Source organism: Mycobacterium sp., from assembly GCF_046095365.1.
Taxonomy (GTDB): Bacteria; Actinomycetota; Actinomycetes; order Mycobacteriales; family Mycobacteriaceae; genus Mycobacterium.
In genome coordinates, this window is record NZ_JBJTJF010000189.1 from 1 (window position 1) to 12,154 (window position 12,154).

Annotated in this window: 11 protein-coding genes; 7 read left to right on the top strand and 4 right to left on the bottom strand. The window is 69.8% G+C overall.

The window, feature by feature from the left end:
• From ACKOQ4_RS14110 to ACKOQ4_RS14120, 3 genes are all read right to left on the bottom strand, one after another.
• The coding region (locus ACKOQ4_RS14110; RefSeq protein WP_526292880.1) for a lytic transglycosylase domain-containing protein at window positions 1-1,277 on the bottom strand (1,277 nt) is incomplete at its 3' end.
• An 82-nt stretch (window positions 1,278-1,359) separates the two neighbouring features.
• Complete coding sequence (locus ACKOQ4_RS14115; protein WP_526292882.1) at window positions 1,360-1,890, bottom strand: DUF1003 domain-containing protein; 531 nt, start codon at window positions 1,888-1,890, stop codon at window positions 1,360-1,362.
• Window positions 1,887-3,203 carry a magnesium transporter MgtE N-terminal domain-containing protein gene (locus tag ACKOQ4_RS14120; RefSeq protein ID WP_526292884.1) on the bottom strand — a complete coding sequence of 439 codons (1,317 nt, stop codon included), beginning with the start codon at window positions 3,201-3,203 and terminating at the stop codon, window positions 1,887-1,889. The genes ACKOQ4_RS14115 and ACKOQ4_RS14120 overlap by 4 nt, the downstream gene beginning before the upstream one ends.
• Before the next feature lie 23 nt (window positions 3,204-3,226).
• On the opposite strand from ACKOQ4_RS14120, the gene ACKOQ4_RS14125 reads away from it, so the two are divergent.
• The 7 genes from ACKOQ4_RS14125 (at window position 3,227) to ACKOQ4_RS14155 (ending at window position 9,781) form a co-directional block, all read left to right on the top strand.
• Complete coding sequence (locus ACKOQ4_RS14125; protein ID WP_526292886.1) at window positions 3,227-4,201, top strand: HpcH/HpaI aldolase/citrate lyase family protein; 975 nt, start codon at window positions 3,227-3,229, stop codon at window positions 4,199-4,201.
• Between the two features lie 102 nt (window positions 4,202-4,303).
• Window positions 4,304-4,834, top strand: coding sequence for a general stress protein (locus ACKOQ4_RS14130; protein ID WP_526292888.1), 531 nt, complete (start codon window positions 4,304-4,306; stop codon window positions 4,832-4,834).
• 93 nt (window positions 4,835-4,927) lie between these two features.
• Window positions 4,928-6,304 (top strand): ABC transporter substrate-binding protein, encoded by a 1,377-nt coding sequence (locus ACKOQ4_RS14135; protein WP_526292890.1) that lies wholly within the window; start codon window positions 4,928-4,930, stop codon window positions 6,302-6,304.
• Complete coding sequence (locus tag ACKOQ4_RS14140; protein WP_526292892.1) at window positions 6,301-7,212, top strand: carbohydrate ABC transporter permease; 912 nt, start codon at window positions 6,301-6,303, stop codon at window positions 7,210-7,212. Before ACKOQ4_RS14135 ends, ACKOQ4_RS14140 begins: the two co-directional genes overlap by 4 nt.
• The gene (locus ACKOQ4_RS14145) at window positions 7,209-8,033 is read left to right on the top strand and encodes a carbohydrate ABC transporter permease (protein WP_526292894.1); all 825 of its coding nucleotides are present in this window, start codon (window positions 7,209-7,211) and stop codon (window positions 8,031-8,033) included. Before ACKOQ4_RS14140 ends, ACKOQ4_RS14145 begins: the two co-directional genes overlap by 4 nt.
• A gap of 6 nt (window positions 8,034-8,039) precedes the next feature.
• On the top strand, window positions 8,040-9,188 hold the full coding sequence (locus ACKOQ4_RS14150; RefSeq protein ID WP_526292896.1) for an ABC transporter ATP-binding protein: 1,149 nt from the start codon (window positions 8,040-8,042) through the stop codon (window positions 9,186-9,188).
• Entirely contained in the window at window positions 9,185-9,781 is a 597-nt protein-coding gene (locus tag ACKOQ4_RS14155) for a suppressor of fused domain protein (protein ID WP_526292898.1), read from the top strand. Before ACKOQ4_RS14150 ends, ACKOQ4_RS14155 begins: the two co-directional genes overlap by 4 nt.
• A 9-nt stretch (window positions 9,782-9,790) precedes the next feature.
• Here the strand turns inward: ACKOQ4_RS14155 and ACKOQ4_RS14160 are convergent.
• Window positions 9,791-12,154: cadherin-like domain-containing protein (locus tag ACKOQ4_RS14160; protein ID WP_526292900.1), on the bottom strand; the 2,364-nt coding region annotated here is incomplete at its 5' end.

The following is a 12,154-nucleotide window of genomic DNA, read 5'->3' on the forward strand; positions in this document are numbered from 1 at the left end:
GCCCCGGCCCCGCCGCCGGCCGCCGAGGCGCCGGCCCTGCCGCCGCCACCGTGGCTTCCCGCGCCCCCACCGCCTCCCGGACCGGGCAGCGGGGCTCCGGCGGGTGCGGGCCCGGGCAGCGGCCCGCCCGCCGGCGCCGGACCGGGCAGCGGTGCCCCGGGCATCGGAGCGCCGGGCAGCGGCGCCATCCACGGCGGCGGTGCCATCCACGGCGGCAGGTCGGGGTTGGGGGCTTGTGACGGCGCCAGCTGGGACGCCATGCAGATGACCTCGCAGCCGTGCTCGGGCATCACCGCGGCGGCGCCCGGACCCGGGCCGGGCAGCATCTGACCGGCCTGCGCGGTGTTGCTCAGCGCCAGTTGCGCCAGGGGGTCGCCCGTGGGCATGGCGGGCATGCCGGGCCCGAGACCCTCGGGCCGCTCGAGGTGGACATCGCCGATGGCCGGTACCGGCCCGGTGATGGGCGGCAGGTTGACCGGGGCCACGCCGGTGGCATAGGCGGCCGCCCAGCCCAGCACGTTCTCGGCGTAGGCCATCGAGTTGTTGTAGCGCAGGATCGCGGTGAGGACCTGGGCCTGGTTGCGCAGGTTCAGACCGCCGCTGCACAGGTAGCGCGCGGTGGCCAGGGTGGCGTCGAAAAGGTTCTGCGGATCGGCCTTGCCGTCGCCGTCGCCGTCGGAGGCGAACCGTGACCAGGTGCCCGGCAGGAACTGCATCGGCCCCATCGCCCGGGCGTAGACCGGGCGCCCGCCCAGGTTGCTCTGCACGATGATCTCGTTGCCGGGCAGGCTGCCGTCCAGAGCCGGTCCGTAGATCGGGCGGACCGCCGTGCCGCGCGCATCGGTGGCGCCGCCGTTGGCGTGCGAGGACTCGATCCGGCCGATGCCGGCCAGCAGATTCCAGCTCACCCCGCAGCCCGGAGCGGCCGCTGCCATGGTCTGTTCGGCCTTTCGATAGGCCGACAGCGCCATGGACGGAATACGCAGCCCGCCCACCGGTCCGCCGGTCCCGCCGAGGACGGCTGCGGGCGGGGGCGGTCCCAGGGTGGTGGCGGCGAAGCGGAAGTCGGCCGGCGGCTTGCTCATCGCCACCACCGAGTAGCCCTCGCTGCGGGCCGGTTCAGCGGCGGCCTGCGGGGCGGGTGCGGCGCTCTTGGCCGGGGCGCCGGGGCGGTCGGGAGACGCCGCCACCGCACCGGCGAGAACCACCGGAGTCAGCAGCGCGATTCCGAATGCCGGGGTCCGCACAACCCGGCCGACCCGCCGTCCTATCCCCACTGGTCCCCTCACAGCTATCCCTTGTGAACCAAGTCACCATACATAAGGAGGTGACCCCCGCGAAACGCATTGCCCCCAGTTGTCACTCGCCGGGGTCGATCGGGCGGGTTTCGGGGGCGACCTTTTTAGCCGCGGGAGTCTTGGTCGGCTTCTTCTTGCCTAGCGCCTCGCGCAGTTCCTCGATCTCCCGGCGCAGGTAGTCGCGGGTGGCGACCTCCCCGACCGCCAGGCGGAGCGCGGCCAGTTCGCGGGCCAGGAACTCGGTGTCGGCCTTGGTCTGCTCGGCGCGCCGGCGGTCCTCCTCCAGGGCCACCTTGTCCCGGTTCTCCTGGCGGTTCTGAGCGAGCAGGATCAACGGGGCCGCGTAGGCCGCCTGGGTGGAAAATGCCAGGTTGAGCAGGATGAACGGGTACGGGTCCCAGCGCAGCCGGACCGCGAACAGGTTCAGGCAGATCCAGACGATGACGACGACGGTCTGCCACAGCAGGTAACGGCCGGTGCCCAGAAACCGGGCGACGGCTTCGCTGACCCGGCCGACCGCCTCGGGGTCGAGGGTGAACGAGGGCCGCCGGGAGGTGAGCGGGGTGTCCAGACGCTGCCGGGGGTCGCTCATGACGGCCTCCCCGCGCCGGTGGTGCCCTGGTTCACCGAGGTGATCTGGGCGCCCTCGAAGCTCTCCCGCCAGTCGTCGGGCAGCAGATGGTCGAGCACGTCGTCGACCGTCACCGCCCCGAGCAGGTGGCCCTGGTCGTCGACGACCGGGCCGCAGACCAGGTTGTAGGCGGCGAAGTAGCGGGTCACCGCCCCGAGTGCGGAGTCGGGGTCCAGGCTGGGCAGGTCGCTGTCCACGATGCCGCTGACCAGGTTGGCCGGCGGCTCCCGCAGCAGCGCCTGCAGATGCACGCAGCCCAGGTAGCGCCCCGTCGGGGTCGCCGTCGGCGGGCGCACCACGAACACCAGCGAGGACAATGCCGGTGTCAGGTCGGGGTCGCGCACCCTGGCCAGGGCCTCGGCGACCGTGGTGTCCGGGGCCAGCACCACCGGGTCGGAGGTCATCAGGCCGCCCGCGGTGTCCGGTGAGTGGCTCAGCAGCCGGCGCACCGATTCGGACTCCTCCGGATCCATCCTGGTCAGCAGGGCCTCGGCCTCCGTCGGGTTGAGCACCCCCAGCAGGTCGGCCGCGTCGTCGGGGTCCATGGCCTCCAGCACGTCGGCGGCGCGTTCGGTGTCGAGCTGGCGCAGCAGGTCGGTCTGGTCGTCCTCGGAGAGCTCCTGCAGGATGTCGGCGAGGCGTTCGTCGTCGAGTGCGTTGACCAGTTCCGTGCGGCGCTTGGCCGGCAGGTCGCGCAGCGCGTCGGCCACCTCGACGGGGCGCTGTCCCTCGAACTGATGAAGCAGCTGTGCCACGCCCTGGCCGGGCATGTCCAGCCCGGACGGTGTCAGACCCTGGACGTTCTGCCAGTCCACCACGACGACCGCCCCGCGCCGTCCCAGACGCCGGTGACCGCGCACCGCCACCCGGGTGACCACCCAGTCCCGGGTGCGGGTCTGCTCGATGCCCAGATCCACGACCACCACGTCGAGGCCGGCCAGCTGCTCCTGCTCGGGGTCGTCGACCCGCACCCGGGTGTCGAGCACCTGGCCCACCACCAGCACCTCGCCGGGGCGCTGGACGAACCGGCGCAGCGACACATTTCCGGTGGTCAGGGTGACCGCGTCGGGCTCGATGGCGGTGACCCGCAGAATCGGGACGAAAATCCTTCGACGGGAGAGTAATTCGACCACCAGGCCGAGGACGCGCGGCTGCTGGCGCACGATGCTGATGCTGATCACCACGTCGCGCACCCGGCCGAGGGACTCGCCATCGGGGCCGAGCACGACCATCCCCGCCAGCCGCGCCGCGTATACCCTGTTCACCGACGCCATAACTGAAGGGTAGGAGTCCTCGGGTGGAGCGGACCGATCGACCCGCCTATCGGCCGCGCAGAACCTGCCTGTCGGTCCCCGGCAGCAGTCCGACGATGATCGAGAAGGCCAAGGGTCTGCCCGCCGACGAGGTGTTCCTGGATCTGGAGGACGCCGTGGCCCCGGACGCCAAGGCGGCCGCCCGGACCCGGGTTGCCGCGGCGCTGGCGGGGCCGGGCTGGTCGGGTCAGTTGCGCGGGGTGCGGGTCAACGACTGGACCACACCGTGGACGCACGCCGACGTGATCGAGGTGGTGTCGGCCGCCGGCCCGCATCTCGACGTGATCGTGCTGCCCAAGGTGACCGACGCCACCCACGTGCACGCCCTCGATCTGCTGCTGACCCAACTGGAACGCAGCCACGGCCTGCCGGTCGGGGCCATCGCGATCGACGCGCAGATCGAGGACGCCCGCGGTCTGACCAACATCGACGCGATCGCCGCGGCCCCGCGGGTGCAGGCGCTGGTGCTCGGACCCGCCGACCTGATGGCGGACCTGAACACGCGCACGCTGGTGGTCGGCGAGCAGCCCGAGGGCTACGACGTCGGCGACGCCTACCACCACGTCCTGATGACCATCCTGATCGCCGCCCGCGCACACGGGGTGGCCGCGGTCGACGGGCCCTACCTGAAGGTGCGCGACGTCGACGCCTTCCGCCGGGTGGCGGGACGTTCGGCGGCGCTGGGCTATGACGGCAAGTGGGTGCTGCATCCCGACCAGATCGCGGCGGGCAACGAGATCTTCAGCCCGCGGCAGGACGAATACGACCGCGCCGAGTTGATCCTGGAGGCCTACGCGTGGCACACCTCGGCCGCCGGCGGGGCGCGCGGCGCGGTGATGCTGGGTGAGGAGATGATCGACGAGGCCAGCCGCAAGATGGCACTGGTCGTGGCCGCCAAGGGCCGGGCCGCGGGGATGGCCCGCAGTGCCGCGCCGTTCGTCCCGCCCGGCGGCCGGTGAGGCGCGTTCCGCCGCTTTCCGCGGGGCGGCCGCCACGGATGTCATGCTGAGGGCAGCCAGGCAACACCGGCGCAGGCCGGCGTCGAGAGGAGAGCCGAAACGATGACCAGTCCCTTCCCGCCAGCACAGAACCCGGGCGGTGTCCCCGGTGGCGCCCCGCGGGGGGCGCGCGGCGGGCCGCTGGGCCTGCCGACACCGCCCAAGGGCTGGCCGGTCGGGTCCTATCCGACCTACGCCGAAGCCCAGAAGGCCGTCGACTACCTCTCCGACAACCAGTTCCCGGTCCAGCAGGTGACCATCGTCGGCGTCGACCTGATGCAGGTCGAGCGCGTCACCGGCCGGCTCTCCTGGGGCAAGGTGCTGCTCGGCGGGGTGGCCAGCGGCGCCTGGCTGGGTGTCTTCATCGGCCTGCTGCTGGGCCTGTTCACCAACAACATCGGCGCGGCGCTGGTGGCGGCGATTCCCGCGGGCATCATGTTCGGCCTGATCACCTCGGCGGTCCCGTACGGAATGTCCAAGGGCACAAGGGATTTCAGCTCCACCATGCAGTTGGTGGCCGGGCGCTACGACGTCTTGTGCGATCCGCAGAGCGCCGAGCAGGCGCGGGACATGCTGGCGCGCCTGACGCTGTAGCACGCTCGGGCCGCTGAGCGGGGCTAGAGTAGCCCGCGGAACGGTTCAGGAGAGGGCTACGGGGTGACAGGCGTTGGCGGGCGTTGCCGGCGGATGACCGCCGCCGCTCTGGCTGCTGCGAGCACCTGCCTGTCCGCCTGCGCGCCGGACTCGCAGAGCCGCATCGTCAGCCTCTACACCCCGGCCAGTGAGACCGCCACCTTCACCGCGGTGGCCAAACGCTGCACCGAGGAACTCGGCGGCAGGTTCACCGTCAAGCAGTTCGCACTTCCCAAGGGCGCCGACGACCAGCGGCTGCAACTGGCCCGCCGGATCACCGGCAACGACCACACCCTCGACATCATGGCGATGGACGTGGTGTGGACCGCCGAGTTCGCCGAAGCCGGCTGGGCGCTGCCGCTCTCCGCCGACCCGGCCGGCCAGGCCGAGGCCGACGCCACCACCGACACCCTGCCCGGCCCGCTGGCCTCGGCCACCTGGGGCGGCAAGCTCTATGCCGCGCCGGTGACCACCAACACCCAGATGCTGTGGTACCGGCCCGATCTGGTGGCCCCGCCACCGGCCACCTGGGACCAGATGGTGGCCGAGGCCACCCGGCTGCACGACGAGGGCAAGCCCAGCTGGATCGCCGTGCAGGCCAAGCAGTACGAGGGCCTGGTGGTGTGGTTCAACACCCTGCTGGAGAGCGCCGGCGGGCGGGTACTGGCCGACGACGGCAAGACCGTCACCCTCGTCGACACCCCCGAACACCGGGCCGCCACCGTCAAGGCGCTGAGCATCATCAAGGCGGTGGCCACCGCACCCGGTGCGGACCCGTCGGTCACCCAGACCGATGAGGGCACCGCCCGGCTGGCCCTCGAGCAGGGCAACGCCGCTCTGGAAGTCAACTGGCCCTTCGTGTTCGCCTCCATGCTGGAGAACGCCGTCAAGGGCGGAGTGTCGTTCCTGCCGCTCAAGGACCGGCCGGAACTGGCCGGCAGCATCAGCGACACCGGCTCGTTCAGCCCCACCGACGAGCAGTTCCAACTCGCCTTCGACGAGAGCAAGAAGGTGTTCGCCTTCGCCCCCTACCCGGGGGTGATTCCCGGCCAGCCCGCCCGGGTCACCCTCGGCGGCCTCAACCTCGCGGTGTCCTCCACCACCCGCCATCCCGCCGAGGCGTTCGAGGCGGTGCGCTGCATCCGCAGTGAGGCCAACCAGCGCTACACCTCCATCGAGGGCGGCCTGCCCGCGGTGCGCGCCTCGCTCTACGACGACCCGGACTTCCAGAAGAAGTACCCGCAGTACGCGATCATCCGCGACCAGTTGACCAACGCCGCGGTGCGCCCGGCCACCCCGAACTATCAGGCGGTGTCGACGCGGATCTCCGTCACCCTGGCGCCGGTCACCGGCATCGACCCGGAGCGCACCGCCGACGAACTGGCCGCCCAGGTGCAGAAGGCTGTCGACGGCAAGGGGCTGATCCCGTGACCGCACCGACGCCGACCCGTACGGTGCTGACCAGCGACCGCCGCTCCCAGCGCCGGCTTGCCTACTGGCTGATCGCCCCGGCGGTGATCCTGATGCTCGTCGTCACCGCCTACCCGATCCTCTACGCGTTCTGGCTGAGCCTGCACCGCTACAACCTGGCCAGCCCCGCCGACATCAAGTTCGTCGGGTTCGCCAACTACGCCACCATCCTGGGCGACAACTACTGGTGGACAGCGTTTTTCGTCACCCTGGTCATCACCGTCATCTCGGTGGCCATCGAGTTCGCCCTCGGACTTGCACTGGCGCTGGTGATGCACCGCACCATCGTCGGCAAGGGCCTGGTGCGCACCGCGATCCTGATCCCGTACGGCATCGTCACCGTCGCCGCGTCCTACAGCTGGTACTACGCCTGGACGCCGGGCACCGGGTATCTGGCCAACCTGCTGCCCGACGGCAGTGCGCCGCTGACCCAACAGATCCCGTCGCTGGCCGTCATCATCCTCGCCGAGGTGTGGAAGACCACCCCGTTCATGGCGCTGCTGTTGCTGGCCGGTCTGGCGCTGGTGCCCGAGGATCTGCTCAAGGCCGCCGAGGTCGACGGCGCCGACGCCTGGACCCGGCTGTGGCGGGTGACGATCCCGCTGATCAAGCCGGCCATCCTGGTGGCGCTGCTGTTCCGCACCCTGGACGCCTTCCGCATCTTCGACAACATCTACGTGCTCACCGCCGGCGCCAACGACACCGCGTCGGTGTCGATCCTGGGCTACGACAACCTGTTCAAGGCCTTCAACCTCGGGCTGGGCTCGGCGATCAGCGTGCTGGTGTTCCTGGCGGTGGCCGCCATCGCGTTCGTCTACATCAAGCTGTTCGGCGCTTCGGCCCCCGGCGCCGAGACCGAGGTGCGTTGATGGCGCGGCGGGCGGGCTTCTGGACGGTGATCAACGCCCTGGTGCTGATCTACGCGCTGCTGCCGGTGCTGTGGATCCTGAGCCTGTCGCTCAAGCCGACCTCGAATGTCAAGGACGGCAAGCTGATCCCGTCGTCGATCACCTTCGCCAACTACAAGGGCATCTTCACCGGCGACGTGTTCTCCTCGGCGCTGATCAACTCCATCGGCATCGGTCTGATCACCACCGTCATCGCCGTGGTGATCGGCGGGATGGCCGCCTACGCGGTGGCCCGGCTGGACTTCGCCGGCAAGCGGCTGCTCATCGGTGCGGCGCTGCTGATCGCGATGTTCCCCCAGATCTCGCTCGTAACTCCGCTGTTCAACATCGAACGCCGCATCGGGCTGTTCGACACCTGGCCGGGGCTGATCATCCCCTACATCACCTTCGCGCTGCCGCTGGCCATCTACACGCTGTCGGCGTTCTTCCGGGAGATCCCCTGGGATCTGGAGAAGGCCGCCAAGATCGACGGCGCCACACCGGCGCAGGCGTTCCGCCGGGTGATCGCGCCGCTGGCCATGCCCGGCATCGTCACCGCCGCGATCCTGGTGTTCATCTTCGCCTGGAACGACCTGCTGCTGGCGCTGTCGCTGACGGCCACCAAGGCCGCGATCACCGCGCCGGTGGCGATCGCGAACTTCACCGGCAGTTCGCAATTCGAGGAGCCGACGGGATCCATCGCCGCCGGCGCCATGGTGATCACCATCCCGATCATCATCTTCGTGCTGATCTTCCAACGACGGATTGTCGCCGGGCTGACCTCCGGCGCTGTGAAGGGGTAGCGGGCTATGGCAGAGATCGTGTTGGACCGGGTCACCAAGCGCTACCCCGACGGCGCCACCCCGGTCAAAGACCTGTCGCTGACCATCGCCGACGGCGAGTTCGTCATCCTGGTCGGGCCGTCCGGATGCGGAAAGTCCACCACGCTCAACATGATCGCCGGCCTGGAGGACATCACCTCCGGGGAGTTGCGCATCGGCGGGGTCCGGGTCAACGACAAGGCGCCGCGGGACCGCGATATCGCCATGGTGTTCCAGTCCTACGCGCTCTACCCGCACATGACGGTGCGCCAGAACATCGCCTTCCCGCTCACCCTGGCCAAGCTCGGCAAGGCCGACATCGACGCCAAAGTCGCCGAGACCGCCCGCATCCTCGACCTCACCGAACTGCTCGACCGCAAGCCCTCCCAACTCTCCGGCGGGCAGCGCCAGCGGGTGGCCATGGGCCGGGCCATCGTGCGCAACCCCAAGGCCTTCCTGATGGACGAGCCGCTCTCCAACCTCGACGCCAAGCTGCGGGTGCAGATGCGCGCCGAGATCGCCCGGCTGCAGAACCGGCTGGGCACCACCACCGTCTACGTCACCCACGACCAGACCGAGGCGATGACCCTCGGGGACCGGGTGGTGGTGCTGCGGGCGGGGGAGGCCCAGCAGATCGGCACGCCCGACGAGCTGTACAACTCCCCGGCCAACCTGTTCGTCGCCGGGTTCATCGGCTCGCCGGCGATGAACTTCTTCCCGGCCGCCCCCACCGAGACCGGGTTCCGGCTGCCGATCGGCACCGTGGTCTACCAGGGGCCCGCCCACCCGCTGCCGGCCGACATCATCGTCGGCGCCCGACCCGAGCACTTCGAGGACGCCGCCCTGCTCGAGCCGCACGAACGGGCCCGCACCCTGACCTTCGGCGTCACCGCCGACCTGGTCGAGTCCCTGGGTGCCGACAAGTACGTGTACTTCTCCACCGGCGGCGCCGGCGCCCGCTCGGCCCAGCTGTCCGAACTGGCCGACTCCGGCATCGGCGAGAACCGCTACGTGGCAAGGGTTTCCGCGGACTCCCGCGCGGCGACCGGCCAGAACGTGGAGTTGGCGCTCGACATCTCGAGGCTGCAGGTGTTCGACGCCGCGTCCGGGGTGAACCTCACCGCCACCCCCCGGTGACCGACCCGCCGCCGGCGGTATCCGGTCACCTTCGCGCCCACTTCGCCGCGCGGGGCGCCGCGTCGGAACCCGACGTCGCCGGCGTCACCTTCCTGGGCGTGGAGCGCATGGATGTGCTCCGCTTCGGACCCGACCCTGACGGGGTGTATCACCATGTCTCGCTGGGCTGTTCGCGCTATCCGATGACCGACCCGTCTGAGGCGGTGGCCGATCCGCTGCGCGGTCCGCGGGCGGAGGTCGTAGTGAGCCTGCGCGGCGGGTCCGACACCACCGGCCTGGCCCGCAGCGTCGCGGTGGTCGCGGCGACCCCGGCGGTCGAGGGCGTGGTGCTGGTGCCCGACGCGCTGGTCGACCTGTCGGCGCCGCTGTGGGCCGGTGCGCCGTTCACCGCTGTGCTGCTGGGGCTTTCGGACATCCCGGACCTGCCGCTGGAACCACCGCGCGACCCGGTGCGGTTCCTCGCCGCGGTGCCGCTCACCCAGACCGAGGCGGCCTGGGTGCGGCTGAAGGGCGCCGGGGCGATGCGGCAGGCGTGGGCCGACGACGGGGTGGACGTGCTCGATCCGCGGCGGCGAGCGGCGCGACCGTCGTGAGGGCGGCGGTCAGGCTGTGATGTTCACCGGCACAACGACGCTGCCGCCCTTACCGTCGGATACGACCACGGTGAAGGAATCCGAGCCGCCGGCCCCGTTCGGGGTGTAGACGTAGCTGCCGTCGACAGCGAGGACGACCGTGCCATTGGTGGAGGGGGTACCCACGGTGTAGGTCAGGGTGTCTCGGTCGGGATCCGTGCCGATCACCCGGCCGGTGCGGCCGGTCCGATCCCAGATGCCCAAACCCCCACCGTTGGCTACGTACACTTTGCCCCCGCTGACTTTCACTCCGTACATCGCGTCTGAGGCGAAACCGATCGCTCTGCCGTAGTTGGTGAAAGTGTTGCCACCGTCGGTCGAGACGCCCAGCCCGCCACTCGTTGCCGCATAGACGGTGTTGCCGTCGCCGCAGACCCCGAGCACAATGTTGCTGCCCAGGCCGTTGGCGATAGTCCGGGTGTTGAAGGTGTTGCCGCCGTCGGTCGAAACGGCCAACCCGCTCTGCCTTGCCGCGTAGATGTTGTTTCCGCTGGCGTAGACACCGCCACGTAAATCGTTAGCAGCGAGTCGGCGGGTGAAGGTGTCGCCACCGTCGGTCGAGACGCTTAAGCCGCTAGTCGTTGCTGCGTAGACGTTGTTGCCATCGACGTGAATGCCAAGACCGTAGCCCCCGAGTGAGCGGAGCGTGAAGGTGTTCCCCCCGTCACTCGAGATGCTGAGGCCTTGATTCGACCCCACATAGACCTTCCCGCCGTTGGTGTATGCGGAGTAGACAACGCTACCTAGTCCGGTGCCGGTGCGGTTGGTGAACGTTGCGCCGCCGTCCCTGGAGGTGGACAGCCCGCTGTAGCTGTTGGTCCCCGCGAAGATCGCTCCGCCGGTTGCGGCGATTGCAAAAGAATAATCGTTGGGTAGGCCGTTAGCGGTGGTGCGGTTGGTGAATGTCCTGCCGCCGTTGGCGGATATACCGAGGCCTCCCGTGGTCGCCACATAGACGGTGTTCCCGTCGACGCAGATCGAATTCCCGTAGTTGGTAATGAGGTTGCTTCCGAGGCCATCTGCAACGGTGCGGGTGACGACGTTGGAGACGGTCGCTGTCGGCGCTCTGTTGGGGGTCAGCGGGCTTACCGGCACGGCGATGCTCTGAGTGACTCTGCCTCCGTAGCCATCGTTTATGGTCACGTTGAAGCTGTCGTTGAAGGCGCCACTGTTCGCCCTCAAGCGTGCACTGTAAGAGGGGGTGTACGCGAATCCGGAGGCGTTAAGGACGACGCTTCCCGAAGTTGGTGCGTTGGCCACGGTATAGGTCAGCGGGTCGCCGTCGGGATCCGTGCTTCGCCACGTGCCGGCGACGGCGCCATTGCTCGGATTGGCCGCACTCAGGCTTGGTTGGCTCAAGGCCGGTGGCCTGTTCGCCGGGTTGATGGTGACGCTGACTTGTCTGCTGGCAGTGCCGCCGTGGCCGTCGGTGACGGTGATGGTGATGGTGTCGGTGCGCTGGGTGTCGGTGGCGGTGTCGGCGGCGGCGGTGTGTCGGGCGGCCGGGTCGGGGGTGTAGGTGAAGGTGCCGTCGTCGTTGAGTACGACGCTGCCCTTGGCCGGGTCTCCGGTCAGGGAGTAGGCCAAGGTGTCCCCATCGGCATCAGTGACGCCGAGTGTTCCAGTGACGGTTCCGATGGCGGCGGGATTGGCGAAGCTGAATTCAGCTGCGACCCCGTAGAACCCGCCGCCGCTTCGCAGATACCGAGAGAATGCAGACCCGGCAAAGTTGAGTGGCGTGTCGGTGTAAATGTGGTACTTCGCCCAGTTTTCCGGATCGTAGGAGTCGAAGGTGATGGGGCCGTTCCACAGATCGAATAGCTCCAGGCTGCCCACGTTGTTCGGGGCTACGTCACTACCGATGAATTCACGCGCGTCGATGAGTACCGGATAGCGGCCTGCTTGCGCGTCGTAACCCATGATGACCGCCCACTCGATTTCGCCGGCGGCGGCTACGGCCTTAACCGTCGCCGGTGCGGTGGCCGGGGCGGCGGTGGGGGCCTGGTTGGCGGCCAGGACCGACAGGCTGATCGGGACGGAGATGGTGCCGCCGTGGCCGTCGTTGACGGTGACGGTGATGGTGTCGGTGCGCTCGGCGTCGGTGGCGGTGTCGGCGGCGGCGTTATGCCGGGCGGCGGGCGTGGGCGTGTAGGTGAAGGCGCCGGTGGCCGCATCGAGGATCACCGCACCCTTGGCCGGGTTGCCGGTCAGGGTGCGGTGAGCCTCGATGCGGCCACCGGCGCCTTCCCCTACACGCCCACGCCCGCCGCCCGGCAGCACGCCGCCGCCGACACCGCCACCGACGCCGAGCGCCCCGCCACCAGCACCATCACC